Source organism: Lactococcus termiticola, assembly GCF_003116835.1.
GTDB lineage: Bacteria > Bacillota > Bacilli > Lactobacillales > Streptococcaceae > Lactococcus > Lactococcus termiticola.
Genome location: NZ_BFFO01000004.1, coordinates 142,408 through 168,331, shown reverse-complemented (window position 1 = coordinate 168,331; position 25,924 = coordinate 142,408). Strand labels below are relative to the sequence as shown.

Below are 25,924 nucleotides of genomic sequence, written 5' to 3'. Positions count from 1 at the left end.
ACGACCTGACTCCAAGCCCTGCGGGCTTTCCTTCAGTTCCCTAAATTTCAAGCTTTCTAAGCGGTCTTCCTCACATCTTATGCATGCTTAGTAACATGCACATGCAGTGACTTCATCAGGGGTTGTTCAGACTGATGGCTCATGTCGCTCACGCCAATCAGGGCATTCAGCTCAGGCATATAGCCTGCTGTACAGCCACGCGAAATGTCGTAGCCAATCACCCGGAAGGCTTTGACTTCACGGACAGAGCCGTCTTTTGCTGTCGCCTTGATGTCGACCAAATCACCTGATTCAAGGCCACGCATCTTCATGTCTCTTTTGTTCATGAAGATCATCTCACGGATGTTCTTCACGCCACGGTAGCGGTCGTTATTGGTATAGATGGTTGTATTCCACTGGTCGTGGCTCCGCATGGTCTGCAGGGAAAGTGCCCCTTCTGCTTCTGGAATCACGTTTTGCAGTGGAGCCAGTGAGAATTCAGCCTTACCGCTAGGAGTTAGGAAACGGCGTTCCCGGGCAGGTTGAGGACGACGGAAGCCACGTTTTTGTTTCACATTTTCATTGAAGTTTTCAAAGCCAGTGATGACACGGCTCATAGAGTCACGAATCACATCGTAGTCATCCTTGAAGGCCTGCCAGTTGACTGGCGAATTAGGAAGTGTCGCCATCGCCATTTCACAGATAATCGCGACTTCTGAACGAAGGTTCTTAGAAGCTGGACGGTTCTTTCCTGCCCCAAGCTGGATCCAGCTCATAGAGTCTTCGGTAGAAACCATTTGCTTACCAGCCGCCTGCTTGTCATACTCAGAACGAGCCAAACATGGCAAGATCAAGGCTTTTTTACCGTGGGTCAAGTGACTCCGGTTCAATTTCGTAGAAACTTGAACGGTCAGATTACATTTGCTCATGCCTTCAGCTGTAAAGGCTGTATCAGGAGCAGCCATCGTAAAGTTGCCGCCCATACCGATAAAGACCTTGATGTCACCTGTCATCATGCCGATACAAGTGTCGACAGTACCTTTACCGCGTTCGCGTGGTGAAGTGATGCCGAGTTCCTTATCAAGGGCGACAAGGAAGCTTTCTTCTGGGTGGTGGTTAATCCCGACAGTACGATTACCTTGGACGTTTGAGTGACCACGGATTGGTGAAGGACCGGCACCTGGACGGCCGATATTGCCACGGAGCAAGAGCACATTCATGATTTCACGAATGGCGTCGACAGCAAATTCCTGTTGCGCCAAACCAAGACACCAAGCGATGATTGCCTTATCAGCATCAAGGTAGATTTGACCGGCTTCACGGATTTCTTCTTCGGTCAAGCCTGATTGTTCCATGATATAGTCCCAAGAAGTTTCTTCGACCAGCTTACGGTAATCTTGGAAGGCCTGAGAGTACTTGTCAATGAAGTCATAGTCAATCGCCCCTTCGACACCAGCAGCATCTGCCTCAAAGACGCATTTAGCAATCCCGCGGAAGAGGGCCATGTCACCAGACAAACGAACTTGGAGGTCAAGTCCTGAGATGTCTGTGGCATTGAAGGTCGCCATATTGATGAATTCGTGAGGGACGATGGTCTTCGTAGAGGCCGCCTCACGCAGGGGATTCACGTGAACCAGTTTACCACCGTGTTTCTTGATGTGGGCAAGCTCTGTCAGCATCCGGGGTGTATTAGAGGCAGAGTTGGCACCAACCACGAAGAGGGCATCAGTCTGACGCCAGTCTCTGAGGTCAACTGTTCCTACACCAGTAGCAATCGATGCGTTCAAGGCACGGCCGGTCGCTTCGTGACACATATTTGAACAGTCGGGTTGATTATTGGTCCCATAATCCCGGGTGAAGGCCTGATAGACATAGGTCGCTTCGTTTGAAAGCCGGCCTGAAGTATAGAAGGCGGCTTGATTTGGATTATCAAGGCCATTCAATTCTTCGGCAATCATCTTATAAGCATCATCCCATGAGATGGTTTCGTACTTGTCTGTTTCAGGATTATAGCTCATAGGATCGGTCAAGCGACCTTCGTTTTCAAGGTCAAAGTCGGTCCATTTTGAAAGTTCAGCCACTGTATGTTTTGAGAAGAATTCTGGCGTTGTCCGCTTAGAAGTCATCTCGGTGGTGGCGTGCTTAATCCCATTTTCACAGATGTCCAGCATGATGCCATCTGGATCATTAGGCCAGGCACAGCCTGGACAGTCAAAACCAACACAGGGATGGTTCATCGTCAGCATGGCCCGGGTACCACGGTAAGGTTCCATGGTCCTCATGACAACCTTACCCACAGACATGGTCGCCCCCCAACCTGCCGCAGCGTGGTGGTAGGGTTCCTGAGACCAGGCCTTATCCGTCTTCGGACCAAATCCTCCCTGACGTGGCTCATTAGGCATCAAACCGAAATTCGTTTGCGTTTTATTTTCCATAGTGATCATACCTCTCATTTGGATAGACTTTCTTATCCTTTATTATCCTAAAAAGCCTGTTACTAGTCAAATGATACCGGTGTCAAAAGAGTTGTACATATTTGCCTTTTTTGTGTAATGTTCGGGCCTCGTTCCATTTCAGAAGCCGGGGAGTAATGCCGTGTGGCCATCTGTCGCTGGTATTTCCTGAAACATCTTTCTACGAAAAACAAAAAAAGCCCACAAATGGACTTTTCTCAAAAACATCTTATTCAGCAAATTTGTTGTCTTTGATGTTGTAGAATGATTTGATTCCTTTGTATTGACCGATTTCAGCCAATTGATCTTCGATACGGAGCAATTGGTTGTATTTAGCGATACGGTCTGTACGTGAGAGTGAACCAGTCTTGATTTGGCCAGCATTTGTAGCAACAGCGATGTCTGAGATTGTTGAATCTTCAGTTTCACCTGAACGGTGAGAAACGATTGCTGTGAAGCCAGCTTCTTTAGCCATTTCGATGGCTTCGAAAGTTTCTGTCAAAGTACCGATTTGGTTAACTTTGATCAAGATTGCGTTTGAAGCACCTTCTTTGATACCACGTGCAAGGTAGTCAGTGTTTGTAACGAAGAAGTCGTCACCAACGAGTTGAACTTTTTTACCAAGACGTTCAGTAAGTTTCTTCCAACCAGTCCAGTCGTTTTCGTCAAGACCATCTTCGATAGAGATGATTGGATATTTTTCTACGAGTTGTGCGTAGTATTCAATCATGTCATCTTCAGAGCGGAGTTCCCATTCTGATTCAGGTTTGTTAGCCAATTTACCGAATTCGTAAACACCTTTTTCTTTGTTGTAGAATTCTGATGAAGCAGCATCCATAGCGAAGACGATATCTTTACCAGCAACATAACCAGCTTTTTCAATCGCTTCAAGGATAACATCGAAACCTTCGTCATTAGATTTAAGGTTAGGAGCGAAACCACCTTCGTCACCGACAGCAGTTGAGTAGCCTTTAGCCTTCAAAACTGATGCAAGAGCGTGGAAGACTTCAGCACCGTAACGAAGCGCTTCTTTGAAAGTAGGCGCACCGATAGGCATGATCATGAATTCTTGGAAGTCGATAGAGTTGTCAGCGTGTGAACCACCGTTGATGATGTTCATCATTGGAGTTGGCAATACTTTAGCGTTGAAACCGCCAAGGTAGTTGTAAAGTGGAACACCAAGTTCATCAGCAGCAGCACGTGCAGCAGCGATAGAAACACCAAGGATAGCGTTCGCACCAAGTTTAGCCTTAGTAGGAGTGCCGTCCAAAGCGATCATAGCGCGGTCGATAGCTTGTTGTTCAGTTACTTCGTAACCGATGATCGCTTCAGCGATGATGTTGTTAACATTATCAACTGCTTTTTGAGTACCTTTACCACCGTAACGAGCTTCACCGTCGCGGAGTTCAACAGCTTCGTGTTCACCAGTTGAGGCACCTGAAGGAACCATACCGCGGCCGAAACCACCGTCTTCAGTGTACACTTCAACTTCGAGTGTTGGGTTACCGCGTGAGTCAAGGACTTCGCGAGCGTAAACATCAGTAATAATTGACATTTGAGTCTCCTTATTTTTACGTGCTGAGCACTTCTTAATACTCTCTCATTTTACTATTTTTCGATCATTACTTCAAGTGAAAATGTTCGCAAATTAAATTGTAATCCTTTTCATTTCCTTAATAATATACTTGCCAATCTCATAGAGGTTCATCAGCTGAAAGAACTTCAGGAGCAGGTGGCCTTCAGGGATTCGGATGACCATGCTGATGACAGCAAAGGCAATCAGCAACAAGGCAAAAATATAAATTCTACAACACTTCTTCTGCCAAGCCTTAGGCTTTTTGTACTCTACAATCAAGGCGGTGATCACTGCTCCAGTCACGAAGAGCGGCGACAGTGTGGCCAGCAGTTGCCAATAACGACCGTCCAGCAGGTCAAAGATGGCCAGACTAGCCACAAAGAGGATATTCAAGAGCAAGCAGACAAGGCCAGATTCTGATTTGGATTGATTCATCGCATGTCTCCTTTATTTTTAGGATAACATGGCTTTTTGTGGCTTTCCGGATTTGAAAATAAAAAAGAGCCCCGCTCCAATCATAGGAGTTCAAAGCTCATCAGAACAGGATGATGGTCACTCGACTTAAAATCATTAGAAATTGTCCGAATTTCTTTCTCTTTTATATTATCAGATAGGATGAAACCATCGATGATACCAAAGGTATTTTTAGGATTTTCCTTATCATAGGGCGTCCCATTTGACCGTACGGTTGGCCCATTCGTCGGAGCAAGGGCCCTCAAGCCTTCCGGAAGGTCAGCAAGCGGAAAGGGCTTGAGCCAGGTCAGCTCTGGATGAGCCTCGCCTGCTAAGACATGGTTAAAGTCGCCTCCACAAATCACATAATCGCCCGCCTTTTGGTATTTCTCAAGCATGCTAAACAGGGTTAACAACTGCTCTCTTTGAATGACTTGATTTTTAATGAAGGCCGATAAATGAGTATTAATAATAACCAGCTTCTTATCTGATGCTTTTACTGGAAAAATATTGACACTAAAGGCCCGGTCCAGGTCAAAGAACTTGGCAAAATTTTGCTCTATAGGCAGTTGGAAACGCGTCGCCGACTCCAAACGATATTTTGAGAGAGTCAACAGGCCTGATTTCGCCTTACCTATCGGCTTTTTAATCGGATAAAAAAGATAGGCTGAATCGTAGTTTTGGGCCAGACTTGAAGCATAGTCAGGAAGTTCCTGCTTAAAATAAGTAGGCTGGTCAACCTGCCAAGAGCGGTCCCCCTCCCAGTCTACCTCCTGGAGGCCGATAAAATCAGGATTAGCTTCCTTAATCAAGTCTAAGTCTTCTTTCAGAGCTCCAAGAACCGCTGCTCTCGAAAAGGCTCTGGAATTACTTCCGCCATCCATGAAAAAGTCATATTCAGCAGGATAAGAAGCATAGCCAATGTTATAGGTCATGATGTTATAGACTTTCCCGACCTCAACAGGCTCAGAAGATTTCTCCTGATTTTCAATTTCAAGGGGCTGATTATCCGGAATTCGATGATACTGAGCATAGACATAGATGATGTAGGCAAGGATCAGAAGGATAAAAACAGCAATAATAATTAAGAAAATCTCTAACATTATTCTGCCTCTTTAATCATCGCCAGGACCTCATCCGTCGAACGAACTCGGCCCAGTCGCTTAAAAATCCCCTCTGTAATGGCCTTGTGAAGGGCTGGATTAAAGTCTGTCATGGCATCCTCGACCGCGATGACATTGTAATTCGCCTGGTAGGCCTCTCTGGCCGTAGTATCCACGCCAATTGTCGTCGCCAGCCCCGTCAAAATAATCGTGTCAATCCCCCGACGGCGGAGCTGAACATCAAGATCCGTTCCGTAAAAGGCTCCCCAGTTGTGCTTAGCCACATGAATCACATTCTTATTATTTTGGTCATAGGCAGATTCCTGGATAAAGTCGCTGAAATCAGCCGCAGGCTGACTAGCCGGAGCAATCATCGCATCCGTAATCGGCTTCAGTGCCTCTCCCCCATGATTTTTCACATGGACGAAAACGACCAATGCCTCTGTGTTCAGAAGGCTATTCGTTAGCTTTTCGTTCTGGGCTAGCAGCTCTTCTGCTGAGTAGGGAGCCAATCCCTCACGACTTGCGATACCCTTTTGCATGTCAATAATGACCAGTGCTGTCTTTTTTAGTGTTAATTTGTCCATATTTCTTCTCCATTTTTTATGACAATGTTTGATTTATTTTATAGAACGCGAGCGTCCTTGCCGCCTTATCTGGCCAGCCTGGTCAAGAGGGCTCGGCAGATAGCTAAAGCTAATCTCTCCCGTCTCCTTATCCACAGCGGTCAGGCGAAGCTTCAGACGATTCCCCATCTTGAAAATCATCCCCGTCCGTCGGCCAATCAACTGCATCCGCCGTTCATCATAGCTGAAAGCATCCTGCTCCAGACTCTCAATCGGCACTAGCCCGGCCACCGTATTATCCAGCTCAACAAAGAAGCCATAGCGGTTCACAGCAGAAATCATCCCTTCAAAATCCTGTCCAATGAAGTCAAACATGTATTCTGCCTTCTTCATCTTCTCGACCTCTCGCTCAGCCTCGACTGCCCTGCGTTCACGCTGGCTTGACTGATGGGCAATCGCTGGAAGTAAGTCCTCCCAGGTCTGGACAGTCTGCCCTGTTGGCTCAGCTAGCTCACGAATCAAGCGATGGACAATCAAGTCCGGATAACGACGGATAGGGCTCGTAAAGTGAGTGTAGACAGGAGCTGCCAGGCCAAAGTGTCCCCGGTTTTCCTCAGAGTACCTCGCCTGTTGCATAGCCCGCAAGAGCATGTTTGAGAGGACCTGCTCAGCCGGATGGCCTTTGATTTCTTCTCTGAAAGTGTGCAGACTCTCCTTGCTCAACTGAGCCGGAAGCTTAAAGCCTAGCGAGCTGACCAGCTGGCTAAAGTGCTGCAATCGCTCAAGCTTTGGCTCCTCGTGAATCCGATAAATAAAGGGGAGGCCTCGTCGCTCAAAGTCAGTAGCCACCGTCTCATTGGCCAAAAGCATAAAGCTCTCAATCATTCGCTCAGCTGTCTTCCGCTGGCGTTTTTCGATACTGCTGGCCTTGTCTCTATCATCGACCATGATTTTCGCTTCTACTGTCTCAAAGTCAATCGCACCACGGGCTTCCCGCATTCTAAGCAGTTGCTCATGAAGGACAGCCATCAGCTCAAGACTCTCAAGAAGATGGGGATGGTCCTGACGACTTGCCTTATCACCTTCGAGAATAAGATTGACCTTGTCATAGGTCATCCGCTCAGCTGTACAGACCACAGACTGGACGATTCGGTAGCTCAGAACCTGGCCCAAACTGTCAAGCTCCATGATACAGGACTGGGTTAGCCGGTCTTCTCTTGGATTGAGTGAGCAGATGCCGTTTGACAAGGCTGGTGGAAGCATGGGCACGACCCGGTCGGTCACATAGACAGAGCTGCCCCGCTCGTAGGCTTCTTGGTCAATCGCAGCATCTTTTTTTACATAATATGATACGTCAGCGATATGCACGCCGAGCTCAAGATTCCCATTTTTAAGTCTTTTGACATGGACCGCATCATCCAGGTCTTTGGCATCTGCCCCATCAATCGTAAAGACGATTTCATTTCTAAAATCCTCTCGATTTTCTAATTCTTCAGGATGAATCTGACGATCGATTTTAGAAACTTCTGCCTCTACTGATAGAGGAAAGTTAGGACTGATTCCCATAGAAGCTAGGATTTCCAATACATCCAGCCCTTCGTCTTCAGGTCGCCCTAAGCGCTCGACCACTTCTCCAAGCATGGTCTTAGGATGCTTTTTAGACGGCCATTTCAGGATTTTCAGACGAACCAGCTCGCCTTCTTCAGCCTTCATACCTTGATTAGTGACAATAATGTCAGGCAGTTTCTTATTCCGCAAGCTTACCCTGCCAATATGTCCTTCCGCCAAGGCCTCATGAAAGATTCCGACCCATTCCGTCTGAGCCCGCTTGACGACCTGAATGACCCGGCCTTCCGCCTTTGTCCCCTTGAGGTAGTGGGCATTTTTCGTGATTTCAACAGCCACCTCATCCCCCTCTAGGGCAAAGGACGTCTCATCCTTAGGAATATAGACTTCTTCATCATCATCACCGCCAGGCAAGCTTACAAAGCCATAGCCCTTGCTATTGCTTCTAAAAATCCCCTGAAGGTCTTTAACAGCAGTAGGAGCGACCAGGCGCCCCTGTTCATTAAAGGCGACCAAACCGGCTTTTTCAAGTTCTGTGACCGCTCCAAAAAAGGCTTTATAATCAGCCTTTTCATCTAACTGTCCCAAGATTTCAGCCACATCAAAGGCCTCGCCTGGCTGTTCCTCCAGAAAATCAATGATTTTATCTTTTAACATAACAATAAAAGCGAACCATTAGCAGTCCGCCCCTTCTCTTATTTTGTTGACAGAATCACGAGGATAAAGCCCACCAAGAGCCAAACCCCAATCATCACTGCCGTAAAACGTTGCATGATGGCTTCAAAACCGCGGGCCTTTCGGCGTTCAAAAAGCTCGCCAGTCCCGCCTGAAAAGGCATCAGCCGCCCCATCCTGCTTAGAGGGTTGCATCATGATAGCAACGATGATAATCACTGAAAGCACCAGCATCAGCACGATAAGGACATTGTATAGTGTGTGTTCCATTTTTATAAACTTTCTTTTAGAAGATTAACTTAAAATCATTATATCACAAATGAAAGCTATCTCCAAATTATCGCACGTACTTGAAGGTAACCCGCTGAAGGCCTTTCGCTGCGGCCCCCTTATTGATTTTCTGCCAGGCATTCCAATCTGTGGTCCCCCTCAGCTCAAGCGAGGCATAACCCTTGTTAGAAACAGCCATACCGATGCCGGTTCCTCCATAAAGAAGGGTCGCCCGGTGGCCGTACGGGTAGGTCTTTTTATCAACATTTCCGACCTCATTGTACCAGTTGACTAGCTGAAGATAGGCCGTTTCTTGGTCGGAACCACGATAGCCATAGGATGAGGCATTATAGAATTTTTCTTCTGGCTTTTTGCCTGCTGCATGGTCGACCATAATGTTTTTCTTGTCCATCACAGCAACATCAGCCTTGGCATATTTCAACATCAGACTGTCCACATGTGTCATTGCCTTGATCCCGTTGATTTGTCGGAGTTGATTCATATAGTAGACCATCCACTTGCTGATGGCATCTGAATTAGGCCGATAGTTAGGATTGTATTTGAGGGTCACCGTAATATTAGCCGGTGTCGTTCCTGAAGCATTCGCATACCAGGCGATGCCCTCATACTTCCAGCCCCGCTTGACCAAGGTATTCTTCTCGAGACTGCTTGCTGTATTGAGGTGGGCCCCAATCCCTGCTTTAGGATTATAGAGGCGATAAACCTTGACTTTTCCGCCAGAATGGAAGGCAACCCCTTCATAGGTCCAGCCTCTTCTTGCCAGCGTATTTTTTTCATTCAGACCTGTCGTATAGAGGTGCTCTCCTGACCTAGAATTATAAAGACGATAGACACTTGCTCCCTTGCTTGGAGCAGAGAAGGTCACCGTGTCCTGTTGCCAATAAGCACTCTTGGTCGGCAGTGTATTCCATTCATTGTAAGAACTATAAAGGTGTTCTCCTGTCAGAAGATTATAATTTCGATAAATGGTCGCCGCATGGCCTTCCTTAGTCATCAGACCTGAAAAAAAGACCACTGCCATCATTGCCAGTAAGCTAATCAATGCTTTTTTCATGCTTGCTCCTTTTTTATTGCTCTTAATATTATGCTTGAATCATTATAACATAGATGTTGCAGGGGACAAAATCATCTTTGTCTTCTTATTACTTAGATTGATATAATTACTTAAACTTGATACAATATTAAATGAAAATATATTAGAGGTTAAAATTTATGAAAAAAACACTCGCCACAATCGGTCTTATCACCGCGGCCTCCGTCATTTCTTTGGCAGGGGGGGCACATTGCCCAAGCCGCCAGCACTAGTCAGCCTGTTTATCGCCTCTATAATTCGAGGAATCACGAACACCTTTATACTCTGAGCACCAGTGAAGCTTCAAACCTTCTTAAAATCATGGACAGTGACTGGAAGTATGAAGGCGCCTCATGGATGGCCCCTAACAGCTCATCTGTCCCTGTCTACCGGGTTTATAATCCTAAATCTGGAGAACACCTCTACACCAGAGATGCTAACGAAGCCTCTGTCCTCGTCGCCAGCTATCACTGGTCTAACGAGGGAACTGCCTTCTACTCTGATGCAAAACAAGGCAAAGCAGACTATCGCCTCTACAATCCAGCAGCAGGTGTCGGTAGTCACTTTACCACATCAAGTAGCTACGAACGTGACCAGCTGATCAAACAGGGCTGGAAGTACGAAGGAATCGCCTGGTATGGGACAACTGATCCGGTGGTTACCAGCTATGTTCCACCTAAAACACCGACTTCACCAAAGCCATATGCCAAGGCCCCTGTCTATTATTCACAATGGGACCCTCGCTGGTCTAATGTTCGCATTGGTCCTGCTGGCTATACTGTTGGTCAGGCCGGATGTGTGCCTACTTCTATCGCCATGGTCCTCAAGGGATCTTATGGCATGAATCTTGACCCAGGAACCGTTGCCCAAAGGGCCAATAATTACATTCCAGGATCAGAACCTTTTGGTATGAATGGACAAGACCTTATCCGTACCGTTAATTCATACGGTCATAACGTCGAAGTGGTCGGCAGTCAGCAAAGGGCCATCGACCTCCTTAAAGCAGGCTATCCTCTTATCTTCTTCATTAATGTCGGAACAGGCCACGCCGTTGTCGCTTATGGCTACAACAATGGCACAACAATGGTCAATGACCCTTGGCACCGCCAGTTCTATCCAAATGGAACAGGTACTGTCTCAGGCCTCTGGGCAATTCCATCTCCATTGACTGAAGACTGGAATGCAGGTCGGCCAGTATTTGCAATCAAATAGGTGGCAGCATGAAAAAAATTCTTTCTTTTTCTCTCTTACTATTAGTGTTGACGAGCTTAACAGCTTGTGGAAGTAATCCTTCTAAAAGCAGTGCTAAGCCTTCTGAGTCTTCCAAAGCTAGCTCTGTGGCCAGCACGCCTAAGGAATCGACCTCACAAAGCCAAACTAGCTCGACGAGCAAGCCTGACTACAGCTCTGCTAGCAAAGCTCCTGAAACGAGCAGTCCAACCAGTCCAACAACGCAAACACCAGCATCATCTTCAGCAAGTTTGCAAGACGATAAGACTGATTTGAGTCAGGCCCGCATCAGCCTCTATACGGCAGGCATCAATTCGGCCAGCCTAACGGACGACCAAGTGCTTTCAGCTTGGAGAGAAGCCAAGGCTCAGCATATTGATTTTATCAGTCACCTCAAGTCACTCTATCCAAATCTTTGATGCTTTGAAAAACGTCGTTTACTAATAGTAAGCGACGTTTTTTCTTATCCAAAATTCATTGAAAGACTTGCTCTATCATAAATTTAATCTACAAAAAAAGCTCCTGAGAGCATTTTTTTAGCCTTCCAAAGCCTCAACATACTTATAAGCTTCTTGGGCAGCTTGAGCTCCATCACCCACAGCCGTAGTAATCTGGCGGAAGTCCTTCTGACGGACATCACCAACGGCATAGATACCAGGGACGCTAGTCTTCATATGGTCATCTGTGATGACCCAGCCTGCTTCATCGGTCACGCCCAGGTCACGGATGCTTTCAGTGACAGGGTCAAGGCCAACATAGATGAAGACACCGCCAAATTCAGCCTCGCTGACTTCACCTGTCTTGACGTTCTTATATGTGACTGTCTGGACTTTCTTATCATCGCCCTTGATTTCTTCGACAGCAGAATCCCAGATGAACTTGATTTTATCATTGGCCATGGCACGTTCTTGGATAATCTTTTGGGCACGGAGCTGGTCACGACGGTGCATGATGGTCACGCTCTTGCCAAAACGGGTCAGATAAAGTGCTTCTTCAACGGCAGAGTCACCACCACCGACAACAAGAATCTCTTGTTCTCGGAAGAAAGCACCATCACAGACGGCACAGTAGGAAACGCCACGAGCACCGTACTCATCTTCGCCGGGTACATTCAGCTTGCGGTGGTTGGCACCAGTTGCGATGATGACAGTCTTAGTCTCAAAATCCTCTTCTTCTGTGTGGACAATCTTATAGTCGCCCTTGTCCTCGATGCCGGTCACAAAGCCATAAGCATTGACGACACCCAAGCCTTCGAGTGGCTCGTACATCTTCATTGAGAGGTCTGGCCCCTGGATGCTTTCATAACCGGGATAGTTTTCTACCTCAGCTGTATTATTCATCTGGCCACCAGGCACACCACGCTCAAGGAGGAGCGTCTTCATATCACTTCTCGCCGTATAAAGGGCAGCAGTCATTCCTGCAGGCCCAGCTCCAATAATGATGCTATCGTATCGTGTATCGGTCATTACAATCAAATCTCCTTTTGTTTTTTCTTAGCTACAGTTTACATGAGTAAACATTAAAATGCAAGCAAGTCGTCTTATAAATGTTTGGCTCTTAGAATCACGAGGAAACCGAGCAGGGCAAAGCTCAAAATCGGGATGGTTAAGACGGCTACCAGGATGGCATCCATGACCCTATTTCGTCGCTCTGCCCTTGATTTCTCAGGATTTCTTACCAGAAAGGCAAAAATATAGAGACCACAAAGGACCGCTATAAGGATAAAAGAGAAGATAAGGCCCTGGATATAGAGCTCAAGAATCAAACCAAACAATTATATATTTCCTACTTCTATACTTTTATTGTGTCGCATGAGGAAGTCACGAACCCGGTCGTTCTTCGGTCTATTGAAGACCTCTTCAGGACTGCCTTCTTCGATAATCTTGCCTTTTTCAAGGAAGAGGACCTTAGTCGCCACATTGTAGACAAAATCCATCTCATGACTGACAATGACCATAGTCTGGCCGGCCTTAGCCAGCTTCAAGATTGTCTCTTGGACCTCATAAACCAGCTCAGGGTCGAGGGCAGAGGTCGGCTCGTCCAGGAGCAAAAGCTTTGGATTCATCGCTGCAGCCCGGGCAATGCCGACCCGTTGTTTCTGCCCGCCAGATAAGAACTTAGGATAATAGTCCATCCTGTCTTCGAGGCCGACGGTCTTCAAGCCTTCTTCTGCCAGGCTTTTCGCCTCTTCTTTAGAGAGCTTCTTGACCTGGGTCAGGCCCTCCATGACGTTTTCCAGGGCTGTCTTTCTTTCAAAAAGATTGAACTGCTGGAAGACCATAGCCGTCCGCCGTCTCAATTCTAAGATTTCTTTCTTGTTAATGTTAGCAAGGTCAACCTTAAAATTATCTATCTCTATTATACCAGAATCTGCCTCTTCAAGATAATCAATCGAGCGGAGAAAGGTCGATTTGCCGGCACCAGAGGCACCAATCAGAGCAACCACATCGCCTTCATTAATTTCAAGGTCTAGGCCGTCTAAGACCTTGACGCCTGAAAATTCTTTCGTTAAGTTTGAAATTTTAATCATGCCTTGCTTCCTCCATTATCAAAAGGATTTTCTTTGACTGAGAGGCCTGTCCTGAGCTGTTTCCCAGGCTTCATCTTAATTTCTAGACTCTTTTCAACCCAGCGAATGAGCAACTCTAAAATGATGACCATTGGCCAGTAGAGCAGGGCCAGGGCTGAATAAGTCTCAAATTGTCTGAAATTTGAACCACCGATAATCTGGGCCTGGGCCGTCATTTCGACCACACCAGCGACAAAGGCCAGCGAGGTTGACTTCAAGAGGCTAATCAGTGCATTTCCCAGAGGGGCGGTCGCTACAGTCAAGGCCTCCTTGACCGTCACCCGCATGAAGACTTGGAAATTCGTCATGCCGAGGGATTTCGCGGCCTCAATCTGACCATTGTCGACCGACTGGATAGCCGCACGGATGGTCTCTGAGCCATAAGCCGCTTCATTGAGGGCAAAGGTAATGATGACAAAAAGCATGGGCGGGATGCTATTGACCGTATAGTTGGTGCCATAATTCATATTGATGGCCTTCAAAATCAGTGGAATCCCAGTGTAGGTCAAAAAGAGCTGGACGATGATGGGCGTCCCCCGGATAAAGCTGACAAAGACCGCCCGGAGCTGGTTGAGGACCGGAATCTTGTTCAGATGAATCAGTGCCAAGAAGAGCCCCAACAGCAGTCCAAAGAACATGGCCACAAAGGTGATGATCAGCGAGGCCGGAATCACACTGGCAATCGGGCCAAAGGCTGAAATAAAGGCCTTCCAGCTGAAAATCTTTGTGAAAAAGAGTTGCCAGAAGTCATGAAAACTGTACTGGCCCTGATTTAAGAGGAAGGGCGAGCTCAAGAGCAGGAGGACGACAATCAGAATGGCGACGCCCAGAAGAATTTTTTTATTGCGTGACATGTTAAACCTCAAGAAACTGCCTCATGACGAGGGCAGTTTCTTCTTCATAAAATATTTAATTTTATTATACTATTTTTATTGCTTTTTATCGCCTTAGATGACTTATATCAGCCTTATTTGAAAAGCTCAGCCTTTGGGACAAAGTCGCCACCAAAGTATTCCTTAGAGAGCTTAGAGAGAGTCCCATCGGCCTGGAGCTTCTTGAGCTCGCCATCAACGTCCTTCTTGAGCTGTTCACCGAGCTTATCCTGGCCAAAGATAAAGTACTCGTAGCCATCGTGCTCAGGGTCTCCTGAAGTCGTGTCAACAGACTGGACCTTGAGGTCGTCAAATCCTTGCTCTTTGACCGCCTGAGTCAGGCTGATCTTGTCATAGAGCATGAAGTCAATCTTTCCGGTGTCAATCTGGTTGAGACGGGTGTTGATTGAAGTCTGGTCTGAAGCATAGCTGATGTCAATCTTCTTGTCAGGATGGGCCTGGTTCCAAGCCTCGATTTCCTTGCTATAGTTTGATGAAGGATTACCAATCGTCTTCTTGCCGGCCAATGAAGCAAAGTTACTGTAACTGCCTGACTTGACGGCAACAGCATTTTGGCTCTTAGAAATTGGACTTGAGAAGTTAAAGCTCTGAGCCCGTTCCTTGCTCCAGCCAAAGTCATTGGCCCCCATCTGGTAGCGACCGCTCGTGATACCCGGCGTGATGCCTGAGAAGTCGACCGTCTGGAACTTGACCTCATATTGAGGGAGCTCCTTGAAGACAGCCTTGGCTACGGCGATGTCGTAACCTGTCAGATTTCCCTGACTGTCAGAATACTCAAAGGGCTTGGTGCTTCCGTCTGCAGCGATGACAATTTCTGTCTTTTTCGCCGAACTGCTATTGCTCTCTTTAGAGCTTGAATTTCCGCAGGCAGCCAGGCTTCCCAGTGCGATGAGGGATAAGCCGGCTGCGATAGAAAATTTAATAGACTTTTTCATTTCTTTCTCCTTAAGAAGGATATAAAATATGATACCATCCGTCTTTATAGGCCATCATAAAATTTCTTTATGGCTGGCCATAAGATTTTTTAATGGCAGCGAAAAGCTTGCTAGGACTGATTTGATACCTGGTCGATGATGGGCAGGAGCTTTTTGAGGTCCCGTTCGTCCAGATGATAGGCGGCTGCTTTCCGAGTGGCCGGCTTGGCACAAAAGGCGATGCCGATGCCTGCGGCCTGGAGCATTAGAATATCGTTGGCCCCGTCTCCGACAGCGATGGTCTGGCTTAGAGGAAGGCTATTTACTTCTGCCCAGGCCTTTAGGGTCGCAAGCTTAATCTCTGGGCTGATGAGCTCGCCCTTTAGACGCCCTGTAAGGCGACCTGACTTGACTTCCAGCCGATTAGCCAGGGCGTAGTCTATTCTTAGCCTATCGACCAAGCGATCGACGATTTCATGGAAACCGCCGGAGACCAGGCCGACCTTCCATCCACGTTCATGGGCTTCCTTGACAACTGCTTCTACCCCCATCGTCAGACTTATTTTATCATAGACCTGGTCAAAAACACTGACGGGAAGCTCATTTAAGAGGGCGACCCGATCCGTCAGGGCCTGACGAAAGTCGAGCTCCCCCTTCATTGCCCGAGCCGTTAACTCTGCGATCGCTTGTCCTCGGCCTGCTAGTTCGCCCAAGAGGTCGATTACTTCCTCATTGATGAGGGTGCCGTCGACATCCATGACCAGGAGTCGCTTTTCTTCTGCCATGCTCAGCCTTCTTTCTTGATAAGGCGGACCCGAATAATATTTTCCTCAGCCTCAAAACGCTGGACCAACTCTTTGAGTTTACCCTCATCCTGCTCGTCTAAGTCTAAAAGTGTATATGCAAATTCTCCGCTCGCCCGGTTAATAATATTGTCAATATTAATATCTTCCTCTGAGACCGCCTGGCTGATGCTGGCGACGACATTGGGGACGTTCTTATTGATGATGGTAATCCGGTAGGGTGTTCTCAGGGCCTGAATCACACGGGGGAAGTTCACAGCGTTAATAATCTCGCCAGTCTTGAGATAGCTGCTGATAGAATCGGCCACCATCCGGGTACAGTTGAGGCTGGCCTCTTCTGTCGAGCCTCCCAGATGGGGGCTTACAAATATTTTCTCATTATGATAATAAGTCTCTGAGCCAAAGTCCGTCGCAAAGTAAGAAATTTTGCCTTTTTCAATATAGTCTAAGAGATCTTCTTTCACGACCATCTCATCCCGGGCAAAATTGAGCAGGACCACGCCTTCTTTCATCTTCTTAAAATTTTCTGCCGAATAAAGCCCTCGTGTTTCGGCTGTCAATGGCGTGTGAATCGTGATATAGTCGGCCGCTTCAAAGATTTCAGAGATCTCGTCGACCCGCTTGACCCGGTGGGAAATCTCCCAGGCACGCTCAACAGCGATAAAGGGATCATAGCCGACCACCTTCATGCCGAGCTGCAGGGCATCATTGGCAATTCTTGAGCCAATATTGCCCAGGCCGATGATTCCTAAAGTTTTACCTGCAATTTCACGACCGTTAAAGGCCTTCTTGCCATCTTCGACCGCTAGGTCAATGGCCTGATCAGATCCCAACTGCTGGGAGAGCCACTTGTTGGCCGGTTTTAGCTTTCGACTGCCAAAAATCATCATGGCAAGGACCAGCTCTTTGACCGCATTAGCATTGCCTCCAGGGGCATTAAAGACCACAATCCCCCGGCTGGCACAATCCTCGATGGGGATGTTGTTGAAGCCTGCACCAGCCCGGCCGATAGCCAATAGCTCGTCCGACCAGTCATAGCCGTGAAAGTCCTGAGTCCGGCAGATAAAGGCCTGGGCTTCTTCTTCAGCGACCTTGTCAATTTCAAAAGCCTCGCCAAAAGAGCGGAGACCCTCCTGATCAATGTTATTTCCAATCGTTTTAATCTGATAAGTCATGATGTTTTTCCTCAAAAGCTTTCATGAAGTCGACCAGTGCCTCAACCCCCTCTTTGGGAAAGGCATTGTAGATACTTGCCCGCATGCCTCCGACAGAGCGGTGGCCGGCTAGATTCTTGAAGCCAGCCACTTCTGCCTCTTTGATAAAGGCGGTGTCTAGCTCTGCTGTTGGTGTTCTAAAGGGGACATTGCAGATAGAGCGTTCAGCCTTAAATTTTACTGGATTATTATAAAAGGAACTAGCGTCAATAGTATCATATAATAGTCTGGCTTTTTCACAATTCCTGGCCTCTAGGGCCTTGACACCTCCTTCTGCCTTGGCCCATTCAAAGACGAGACCAGACATGTAAATGCTAAAGGCCGGTGGTGTATTGTAAAGCGACTGATGCTCCGCCAAAATCCGGTAATCTAACATTGAAGAAAGAACCTCATCCTGAGGCAGAAAATCCTCTCTCACAATGACGACCGTCATCCCAGCCGGTCCCATATTCTTTTGGGCACCCGCATAAATCAAAGCAAAGCGACTGACATCATAGTCGACAGCTAAAATATCAGAGCTCATATCCGCCACCAAGGGAACGCCATTCGTCTCAGGCAGTTCATAAATCGTCGTGCCCTCAATGGTATTGTTCATCGTGACGTGCACATAGGAGGCCTCTGGGTCAATCATCAGCGGCTCAAACTTTGCAAGCTCTGCAAAATGCTCATCCTCACTAGAAGCAAGTAAAATAGGCTCAAAATTTAATGTCTTAGAAAGTTTAACAGCTTCAGAATACGCCTTCTTGCCAAAGGAGCCAGAGACGAGATAATAGGCCTTCTTCCCAAGCACCAGATTCATCGCTAGCATAGAAAACTGGAGCGAGGCCCCGCCTTGAAGAAAGAGGACCTTATAATCGTCTGGAATCCTCATCAAGTCTCTGAGATTGGCTTCAGCCTGCTCTAAAATCATCGAAAACTCAGCTCCCCGGTGGCTCAGCTCCATGACCGACATGCCTGAACCAGCATAGTTCAGAAGCTCCGCCTGGGCTTTTTTCAAGACTTCTTGGGGCAGGACAGCAGGCCCTGCAGCAAAATTATAGACCATCAGTACACCTCACATTTTTGTATATTGTAACATATTTTTCTGATAATTCAAGCCAATATAAGAAAAAGAGTAAGGCTCAGCCTCACTCTTATGCTTTTATAACTTTTTCTTCAGGTATTGTCCGGTATAGGAAGCTTCTACCTTGGCCACATCCTCAGGTGTACCAGTTGCAAGAATCGTCCCGCCACCAGCACCACCTTCAGGACCGAGATCAATGATATAGTCTGCCGTTTTAATCACATCCAAATTATGCTCAATGACAACAATCGTATTGCCTTGGTCTACGAGACGTTCCAGGACCTTCAACAAGGTCGCAATGTCTTCAGAGTGAAGACCAGTCGTCGGCTCATCCAAGATATAGAAGGACTTGCCATTACTGCGTTTCTGGAGCTCGCTGGCCAGCTTCATCCGCTGAGCCTCCCCACCTGAAAGGGTCGTCGCAGGCTGTCCAAGGGTCACATAGCCCAGGCCGACATCAACGATGGTTTGAAGTTTTCGCTCAATTTTAGGAATATGGCGGAAGAACTCCAAAGCATCTGAAACACGCATGTCCAAGACCTCTGAAATATTTTTCCCTTTATAATGAACTTCAAGGGTTTCAGAGTTATAGCGACGACCATGACAAACTTCACAAGGCACATAAACATCTGGCAAGAAGTGCATCTCAATCTTGATAATCCCGTCGCCCGAACAAGCTTCACAGCGCCCGCCCTTGACATTAAATGAGAAACGTCCTTTCTTGTAACCACGGATTTTCGCTTCATTTGTCGAAGCAAAAAGATCCCGTATATCGTCAAAAACGCTTGTATAAGTCGCTGGATTTGAGCGAGGAGTACGCCCAATCGGACTTTGGTCAATGTCAATCAAACGCTCAATACCTTCAAAACCAGTGATCGACTTGTGCTTGCCTGGTTTTTCCGTATTGTGGTTCAGCTTTTGTGCCAGTGCCTTTTTAAGAATGCTGTTGACCAGCGTTGACTTTCCAGAACCAGAAACGCCAGTCACAGCAGTCATCACACCGAGTGGGAAGCTAGCTGACAAGTTTTGCAGATTGTTTTCAGCAGCACCTGTGATTTTCACTTGATGCTTTTTGTCAATCTTGCGACGTTTTTCAGGCACAGGAATTGACTTCTTCCCTGACAAATATTGTCCTGTCAAAGACTTTTTATTTTTCAAAACTTGTTGAGGCGTTCCAGCAGCGATGACTTCACCACCAAGGTCGCCAGCACCGGGACCGATGTCAATCAAGTAATCCGCAGCCATCATCGTATCTTCATCATGCTCAACGACGACCAGCGTATTGCCGAGGTCACGCATTTTTTGCAAACTTTCAATCAGACGGTCATTATCGCGTTGGTGGAGTCCAATAGAGGGTTCGTCCAAGATATAGAGCACACCAGACAAGTTTGAACCGATTTGCGTGGCGAGGCGGATACGTTGTGATTCACCACCTGAAAGGGTCCCAGCAGAACGTGACAAGCTGAGATAGTCGAGACCGACATTTTTCAAGAAGGTCAATCGGTCAGCGATTTCTTTCAAGATAGGTCTGGCAATCATTTCTTCTTGCTCTGTCAAATTTAAGTTATTCGCATAATCCAGGCTATCGCTCAAGGCCAGCTTAGAAAACTCAGCAATATTTTTCTCGCCAACTTTTACAGACAAAGCTTGGCTGTTCAGACGGTCACCATGACAAGTCCCGCAAGGCAATTCTGTCATGTAAGAACGTGCCATTTCACGCGCAGACTCTGTCATACCAGATTTATAGCGGCGCCAAAGGTTTGGAATGACACCAACAAAAGGCATGTCCTGGTCGCGCAGGCCAAAATCACCCTCATGATAAAAGTGGAAGGTCTTATTGCCAGAACCATTGAGAATTAAGTCCTGGTCTTTTGTCTTCATCTTCTCCCAGGGCGTGTCCCTGTCAATATTAAATTGCGTGCAGAATTGCTCTAACAGAGCAGGATAATAGGTCGAAGACTTCCCATACCAATAGACAATCGCCCCTTCGTTCAAGGTCTTAGACTTATCAGGAATCAAGAGGTCTTCATCTGCCTCAAGCCGCATACCCAGGCCGTCACAGTCAGGACATGAACCAAATGGTGCGTTAAATGAAAAGAGACGGGGCTCTAATTCTGGCACCGTAAAGCCGCAGACAGGACAGGCATAAAACTCGCTGAACAAGAGTTCATTGCCATCCATCGTGTCAATAATCACATAGCCTTCAGACTGATGAAGGGCAGCTTCGACAGAGTCGAAAAGACGGGAGCGAATGCCTTCCTTGACAACAATACGGTCAATCACGACTTCGATATCATGCTTTTTATTCTTATCAAGCTCAGGGGCTTCCGTCACATCAACGACTTCACCGTCAATACGGACACGCACATAGCCGTCTTTTTGGACCTTTTCCAAAGTCTTAGCATGCGTCCCTTTTTTAGCACGGACAATCGGCGCCAAAATTTGCAGACGGGTCCGCTCTGGCAATTCTAAAATTTGGTTAACAATCTCTTCAGGAGACTGAGCAGAAATCTTGCCGTGACCATTGATACAGTAAGGCGTCCCAACACGGGCATAGAGCAAACGAAGATAGTCGTTGATTTCGGTCACTGTTCCAACCGTTGAACGCGGATTTTTACTCGTTGTTTTCTGGTCAATAGAAATGGCAGGTGACAAACCGTCAATACTGTCAACGTCTGGCTTATCCATATTGCCGAGGAATTGACGCGCATAAGCCGAAAGACTTTCTACGTAACGCCGTTGACCTTCAGCATAGAGGGTTTCAAAGGCCAGACTTGATTTTCCTGAGCCAGAAACACCTGTGACGACAACGAGTTTGTCGCGGGGAATTTCTACGTCAATATTCTTAAGGTTGTGCTCACGAGCACCGTGTATCACAATTTTATTTTGTGGCATTTTTAATTCTTCTTTTCTGTTATTGTTAAGTTTGTTGCTCTGCCGAGGTCTTGGAAAGCAATGCGACCAAAGGAAGCATTGAAGCCCTAGACCTCGCGAGTGAGGTTGCAAATAAGGAAAGCGAAGCTTTCCACCTTAAGCAGCTGACTAATGTTATAGATCCAATAAAAATAGTCGTTGACATCATTAATTATCGAGCTTCATTGTAATCTTTTTCCCGACATGCTTCAGGATTTGATCTTCCAGCAGGTGAATGTCATCCCGCACTCCCTTGCCCATCTCACGATTGCAGGCATCAATCCTCGCCCGGGTCTCGCGCGCATTCTCTCTGGCCTCTGCCATGAGCTCGCGGAAGGCCTCATAGCTTTCTGCCGCTCGGACTTTTTCTTTCAGGTCGTGATGGATATAGTCACTAAAGCCATTTAACTCTTTTTCAAGCAAGGCATGGCTGGCCAAAATACTCTTTTTTGCATCGCCAAGATAAGGATAGCGATCATCGATGACAAAATTCAGGCGAATCATCTGATAGTCAATATCGGTGATACAGCGGTCATAAAAGCGGGCATTTTCACTGATCCGCTCTTGACGTCGCTCTGAATTAAAGTCGCTGGTCAGATCCTTATCTGCATAATAGGCTTCTTCTAAGAGGTCCATATGATATTGGATGGAATGCCTCAAGGCCAACTGAGTCATGTGAAGATAATCATAAAACCAACGGATAAAGTCATCTTTTTGCTTGTTGAGCTGGCTAATCACCAGAAGATTATGATGCTGTTTTTTTGAGAGCTGGTACTGCCAGTAAGTTATGATTGAATAGACAATCACCGCAATACTGGACAGGATACTTAAAACTGTAATCATTTCTCTATTATATCATCTCTGTCAAGAGGGGGCTCAAGATTGAACTAAAAAAATGCTATAATATTAGAATGACTGAAAAAGCTTACTATACCTATGTTCTCCACTGTGCGGACGATACGTTATATTGCGGCTACACGGATGATGTGGCCCGCCGATTGACGACGCACAATGAGGGAAAGGGGGCAAAATATACGAAGGCGAGGCTACCTGTCGAGTTACTCTACAGTCTGGATTTTCCAGATAAGAAACTGGCCATGAAGTGTGAGTGGTGGTTTAAGCACAAGCTGACTAAGACTCAAAAGCTAGCGCTGATAAGGAAAAAAGCCTTGCGGGAGGCTTTTGAGGAGTATATGGAGGGGCGGCAGTAGATCCTTCTTTTTTTGTTCATTCCGTTCCAGAAATCTGGGCCCAGTGCTGGTGTGGCCGCAAGCAGACAGCTACCGTGTCTCATTGCTAGTTTGGAAGCCCAAGGTCTCCCAAACTTCCTTTTTACACCAGCACTGGGCCCAGATTTCTTCCACTTCATTAGTAGCTTAAAAATTGTATACGCCTATATCAAATGCTGACATTCCCGCTGAAGCAATAGAGAAAGTCCTAATATAAAATTTGCAAGATTGAAATAGAAGAAATCCCGGAAAACAGCTGTGAAAAAGACAAGTGGCGAGACCAACTGGCTCGACACTTAGCAATGGAAGCGAAGCTTCGCTTGCGTGTCTCACAGCAGTTTTCTGGGATTTCTGGAATGAAACGGAATCAATGAAGCAAGCCTATTTCTTTCCCCGATTTCTCGCAACCAATAAGAAGGTCACGACCCCAATAATCATCAGCCCAAAAATCCACCACTTATAGGCTGGAAAAAATTTAGCCAGACGGTTGAAGGCAAAGAAATAGAGAAAAATCAAGACAAACTGTTGCCAAGTTTTTAATTTACTCATCCTTTTTCAATCCTCACTGCCGTCCCATAAGCTGCGACAGAATCAATGTTCTGGAAGGTGGAGCTGTCAAAACGCATGGCAATGACGGCGTTGCCGCCTTTGGCTTCGGTCGCTTCGATCAGCCGTTCAATCGCATGGTCGCGGGTTTCACGCTGGAGCTTGGTGTAGCCCTGGATTTCGCCACCGACGACGGTCTTCAGGCCCTGACCGATGTTTGAGCCGATGTGGCGGGAACGGGTGGCCAGGCCAAAGACCTCGCCATAGACCTCTGTGATTTTGTAGCCTGGGATGTCATTACTTGTCACGATTAATAGTTCTGCCATCTTTTTCTCCTTTTATTTGATTTTCTTCAAAATCTCATCGATGATTTCGTGAGAGGTCAGAATGTTCTTTTGTTTCAAGCCCTCAAGCAGTTCAGCCCGCTGCTCTGGCTGGTAATTTTCTACTGCTGCAGTCAGGCCCTTAAAGATGTCATCAAAGCCCCGGTTATAGGTCGCAGGATTCCAGCCGTTCATGCCCTTGACGCTCTTATCAATACCAGTCATCAGCTCCAGCTGGGTCAACTCTGACAGCTTTCTGGACTCATCAGGGCTCTCGACGATAAATTCCTCGTTAACCGCACCTGAGTCCAGATTCATGCTGGCAAGCCCTGTCGCTGTCTTCGTATCTACCAGGACATTGACCCGGCTGAGCTTGCCTTCAGCATCCAGCTTCACAGAAGTCTGGACAGACTCAATCTCATCATCCAGAAGGTAAATCATAGTATCCAGCGGATGGATGAAAACATCATAGAGGAGGAATTGGGCGTCACCCTTATGATGCATGAGGTTCTTCGTCGCCTTGACGGTGTTCTTATTTGGCAGGCTCTTGAGCTGGTCGGTCAATGGGGCAAATCGCCGATTAAAGCCAATGACAAAAAGGACTTCTTTTTCTTCTGCCAATTTCATCAAGGCCTTGACTTCAGCTAGATTTTCAGAAACTGGCTTATCCATATAGACATGAACACCGGCTTCGATATAGCGTTTGGCCAGGGCGAAGTGCTCGCTCGTCGCCGCATGAATCATGACCAGGTCCACCGTCTCAAGGGCAGACAAGTCTGTGGTTGCATACTCAAATTTATATTTCTTCCGGACTTCTTCAGCCTTCTCCCAATTTCTTGAGTAAAGAATAAAGCGCTGCTCTTTTTGGGCGGCCGCATAGACCGGCAGATAGGCCTTTCCTGCGATATTTGATGTGGCTCCGATGACTCCGATGATCATAGTTTTACCTTTTCCTTATCTTTTCCTATATTTTAACAAAAAAATAGCGGCATCGCTGAGGCTATCCGCTATTTCTCATTATTTGTTTTTCTTATTGACCAGGCTGTAAACAGGGAAGCCGACAATCACTACAATCAAGCCGATGATGGCTGGCAGCTGGTAGCCAAGGAATGAACCAGTCAGTGTCATCACAAGGATAAAGACACCACCGAGTGTCGCAATGATTGGAATCACTGGATAAAGCGGTACTTTGTATGGACGAACCATATCAGGTTCTTTCTTCCGGAGGACAAAGACGGCGATGAAGACCATGGTGTAGAAGAGCCAGTTGGCAAAGATACAGAGGTTGGTCAAAAGACCGAAGGCCCCACCAGCCGCTGCAAATTCACCAGAGGCAGGAATCAGTGTTGTCAAGAGCATGAGAACAGCGATGATGATTTGCAGGATACCAGCATTGACAGGGACACCATTTTTAGAGAGCTTGTTCAGCCAACCAATCTTGTTGTCTTCAGCAAAGGCGAAGGTTGCACGAGAGCCGGCCATGGTGTAGCCGTTAATGGTCCCGTAAACGGAAATCATGATACCGATGGTAATCAGAGTACCAGCACCACCACCAAAGAGCTTGTTGGCAACCATGCCCGGAAGGATAGAAGTGTTTCCAGCGTTAGCAAGAAGGCCGTTTGAGCCGTCAACACCAAGGGTCCGGATGTAGGCAGCATTGATGAAGACATAGATCAATGTGATGGCAATCAAACCAAAGATGATCGCACGAGGCAGGTCCTTCTTAGGATTCTTCATTTCACCGGCAACGTTACCAACATAGATCCAGCCGTCATAGGCAAACATGGTTGCCAAGAGACCAAGACCGATGGTCTGAGCCAGCGACGGATGATTGGCCACAGCAGAACCTACCGCTACAGGGAAGAGCGAGAAGCTTACTGGATGGGGGTTCACCAAGAGACCAACAATGATGATTAAGACGATAGGGATGAGCTTGATCACGAGGGTCACAGACTGGATGCCACCTGCAACCTTGGCTGAGATAAAGTTCAGCAGGGTAACAGAGAGCGCTGCAATCAGGCCGACGACAATGGTCAAGACCCCATTTGAATCCTTCAGACCAAAGAGATTGAGGAACTGAGCCGCAAAGACGGTAGCCAGGGCTGCAATCTGTGCAGGGTAGTTGATGAGCATCTGTGCCCAACCTGTGACAAAGCCCCAGGCCTTACCGAAACCACGCTCGATATAGCGGATGAGACCACCAGTTTCAGGGATAGCAGCGGCAAGTTCTGCGGCCGTCAGACCACCTGCGAGCGAGAGAATACCACCCAACAACCAGACGAGCAGGTGCAGGCCAGCATTACCTGTGAGGCCAGCAATGGTCCCCGCCTTGAAGAACACGCCAGACCCGATAACGGTCCCCATGACCATTGCGAGGACAGGGAAGAAGCCTAGCGTCTTCTTAAATTCTTGTTTTTCTTCCATGGAAGCTCCTTTTTAATAAAGAAAATTTAATTAATAAGTTCGTTGCCGACAAATCCTTGTCAGCACGAAG

General features: G+C 47.1%; 25 protein-coding genes and 1 pseudogene. 4 read left to right on the top strand and 22 right to left on the bottom strand.

The features are described 5' to 3' along the window. Positions 1-77: 77 nt before the first annotated feature. From NtB2_RS04405 to NtB2_RS04370, 8 genes are all read right to left on the bottom strand, one after another. Positions 78-2,414 carry an FdhF/YdeP family oxidoreductase gene (locus NtB2_RS04405; protein WP_201797349.1) on the bottom strand — a complete coding sequence of 779 codons (2,337 nt, stop codon included), beginning with the start codon at positions 2,412-2,414 and terminating at the stop codon, positions 78-80. Between the two features lie 247 nt (positions 2,415-2,661). Further along, complete coding sequence (gene eno / locus NtB2_RS04400) at positions 2,662-3,987, bottom strand: phosphopyruvate hydratase (protein ID WP_109245735.1); 1,326 nt, start codon at positions 3,985-3,987, stop codon at positions 2,662-2,664. 93 nt (positions 3,988-4,080) lie between these two features. Further along, entirely contained in the window at positions 4,081-4,443 is a 363-nt protein-coding gene (locus NtB2_RS04395) for a hypothetical protein (RefSeq protein ID WP_109245734.1), read from the bottom strand. Between the two features lie 80 nt (positions 4,444-4,523). Then, positions 4,524-5,564, bottom strand: a complete 1,041-nt coding sequence (locus NtB2_RS04390; protein ID WP_109245733.1) for an endonuclease/exonuclease/phosphatase family protein — start codon at positions 5,562-5,564, stop codon at positions 4,524-4,526. Continuing rightward, positions 5,564-6,151: an isochorismatase family protein gene (locus NtB2_RS04385; protein ID WP_109245732.1), complete on the bottom strand. Its 588-nt coding sequence runs from the start codon at positions 6,149-6,151 to the stop codon at positions 5,564-5,566. The genes NtB2_RS04390 and NtB2_RS04385 overlap by 1 nt, the downstream gene beginning before the upstream one ends. A 33-nt stretch (positions 6,152-6,184) precedes the next feature. After that, positions 6,185-8,353 (bottom strand): ribonuclease R, encoded by a 2,169-nt coding sequence (gene rnr / locus NtB2_RS04380; protein WP_109245731.1) that lies wholly within the window; start codon positions 8,351-8,353, stop codon positions 6,185-6,187. 38 nt (positions 8,354-8,391) lie between these two features. Continuing rightward, a complete protein-coding gene (gene secG, locus NtB2_RS04375) occupies positions 8,392-8,640 on the bottom strand; it encodes a preprotein translocase subunit SecG (protein WP_109245730.1) in 249 nt (82 codons plus the stop codon). A gap of 67 nt (positions 8,641-8,707) precedes the next feature. After that, complete coding sequence (locus NtB2_RS04370) at positions 8,708-9,715, bottom strand: CAP domain-containing protein (protein WP_109245729.1); 1,008 nt, start codon at positions 9,713-9,715, stop codon at positions 8,708-8,710. Between the two features lie 228 nt (positions 9,716-9,943). Here NtB2_RS04370 and NtB2_RS08785 point away from each other — a divergent pair. The 3 genes and pseudogenes from NtB2_RS08785 to NtB2_RS04360 all read left to right on the top strand — a co-directional run. Next, a pseudogene (locus NtB2_RS08785) lies at positions 9,944-10,039 on the top strand (hypothetical protein); the annotation flags it as partial. Between the two features lie 51 nt (positions 10,040-10,090). After that, positions 10,091-10,945 carry a C39 family peptidase gene (locus tag NtB2_RS04365; RefSeq protein WP_165814955.1) on the top strand — a complete coding sequence of 285 codons (855 nt, stop codon included), beginning with the start codon at positions 10,091-10,093 and terminating at the stop codon, positions 10,943-10,945. Between the two features lie 8 nt (positions 10,946-10,953). Next, entirely contained in the window at positions 10,954-11,382 is a 429-nt protein-coding gene (locus NtB2_RS04360) for a hypothetical protein (protein WP_109245727.1), read from the top strand. Between the two features lie 117 nt (positions 11,383-11,499). Here NtB2_RS04360 and trxB read toward each other — a convergent pair whose 3' ends face one another. The 10 genes from trxB to NtB2_RS04310 form a co-directional block, all read right to left on the bottom strand. Beyond that, positions 11,500-12,429: a thioredoxin-disulfide reductase gene (gene trxB, locus NtB2_RS04355; protein WP_109245726.1), complete on the bottom strand. Its 930-nt coding sequence runs from the start codon at positions 12,427-12,429 to the stop codon at positions 11,500-11,502. A gap of 74 nt (positions 12,430-12,503) precedes the next feature. Continuing rightward, entirely contained in the window at positions 12,504-12,737 is a 234-nt protein-coding gene (locus tag NtB2_RS04350) for a DUF4059 family protein (protein ID WP_165814954.1), read from the bottom strand. Next, a complete protein-coding gene (locus NtB2_RS04345) occupies positions 12,738-13,493 on the bottom strand; it encodes an amino acid ABC transporter ATP-binding protein (protein WP_109245725.1) in 756 nt (251 codons plus the stop codon). Then, positions 13,490-14,386 carry an amino acid ABC transporter permease gene (locus tag NtB2_RS04340; RefSeq protein ID WP_109245724.1) on the bottom strand — a complete coding sequence of 299 codons (897 nt, stop codon included), beginning with the start codon at positions 14,384-14,386 and terminating at the stop codon, positions 13,490-13,492. The genes NtB2_RS04345 and NtB2_RS04340 overlap by 4 nt, the downstream gene beginning before the upstream one ends. A gap of 113 nt (positions 14,387-14,499) precedes the next feature. Next, positions 14,500-15,360 (bottom strand): transporter substrate-binding domain-containing protein, encoded by an 861-nt coding sequence (locus NtB2_RS04335; protein ID WP_109245723.1) that lies wholly within the window; start codon positions 15,358-15,360, stop codon positions 14,500-14,502. 110 nt (positions 15,361-15,470) lie between these two features. Beyond that, positions 15,471-16,124: a phosphoserine phosphatase SerB gene (serB, locus tag NtB2_RS04330; protein WP_109245722.1), complete on the bottom strand. Its 654-nt coding sequence runs from the start codon at positions 16,122-16,124 to the stop codon at positions 15,471-15,473. 2 nt (positions 16,125-16,126) lie between these two features. Next, a complete protein-coding gene (locus NtB2_RS04325; protein ID WP_109245721.1) occupies positions 16,127-17,317 on the bottom strand; it encodes a phosphoglycerate dehydrogenase in 1,191 nt (396 codons plus the stop codon). Next, positions 17,301-18,404: a 3-phosphoserine/phosphohydroxythreonine transaminase gene (gene serC / locus NtB2_RS04320; RefSeq protein WP_109245720.1), complete on the bottom strand. Its 1,104-nt coding sequence runs from the start codon at positions 18,402-18,404 to the stop codon at positions 17,301-17,303. Before serC ends, NtB2_RS04325 begins: the two co-directional genes overlap by 17 nt. A gap of 93 nt (positions 18,405-18,497) precedes the next feature. Further along, positions 18,498-21,314 carry an excinuclease ABC subunit UvrA gene (gene uvrA, locus NtB2_RS04315; RefSeq protein ID WP_109245719.1) on the bottom strand — a complete coding sequence of 939 codons (2,817 nt, stop codon included), beginning with the start codon at positions 21,312-21,314 and terminating at the stop codon, positions 18,498-18,500. A gap of 186 nt (positions 21,315-21,500) precedes the next feature. Continuing rightward, positions 21,501-22,175 carry a hypothetical protein gene (locus NtB2_RS04310; RefSeq protein ID WP_109245718.1) on the bottom strand — a complete coding sequence of 225 codons (675 nt, stop codon included), beginning with the start codon at positions 22,173-22,175 and terminating at the stop codon, positions 21,501-21,503. Between the two features lie 68 nt (positions 22,176-22,243). Here NtB2_RS04310 and NtB2_RS04305 point away from each other — a divergent pair, with 68 nt between their 5' ends. Further along, positions 22,244-22,543 (top strand): GIY-YIG nuclease family protein, encoded by a 300-nt coding sequence (locus tag NtB2_RS04305; protein WP_109245717.1) that lies wholly within the window; start codon positions 22,244-22,246, stop codon positions 22,541-22,543. Positions 22,544-22,942: 399 nt separating this feature from the next. Here NtB2_RS04305 and NtB2_RS08610 read toward each other — a convergent pair whose 3' ends face one another. The 4 genes from NtB2_RS08610 to NtB2_RS04290 all read right to left on the bottom strand — a co-directional run bounded on the left by NtB2_RS08610 (position 22,943) and on the right by NtB2_RS04290 (position 25,854). Next, a complete protein-coding gene (locus NtB2_RS08610) occupies positions 22,943-23,110 on the bottom strand; it encodes a hypothetical protein (protein WP_165814953.1) in 168 nt (55 codons plus the stop codon). Further along, positions 23,107-23,433 (bottom strand): heavy metal-binding domain-containing protein, encoded by a 327-nt coding sequence (locus tag NtB2_RS04300; RefSeq protein WP_109245716.1) that lies wholly within the window; start codon positions 23,431-23,433, stop codon positions 23,107-23,109. The genes NtB2_RS08610 and NtB2_RS04300 overlap by 4 nt, the downstream gene beginning before the upstream one ends. Positions 23,434-23,445: 12 nt before the next feature. Further along, a complete protein-coding gene (locus NtB2_RS04295; protein ID WP_109245715.1) occupies positions 23,446-24,369 on the bottom strand; it encodes a Gfo/Idh/MocA family protein in 924 nt (307 codons plus the stop codon). A 78-nt stretch (positions 24,370-24,447) separates the two neighbouring features. After that, positions 24,448-25,854 carry an APC family permease gene (locus tag NtB2_RS04290; RefSeq protein WP_109245714.1) on the bottom strand — a complete coding sequence of 469 codons (1,407 nt, stop codon included), beginning with the start codon at positions 25,852-25,854 and terminating at the stop codon, positions 24,448-24,450. Positions 25,855-25,924 lie beyond the last annotated feature (70 nt).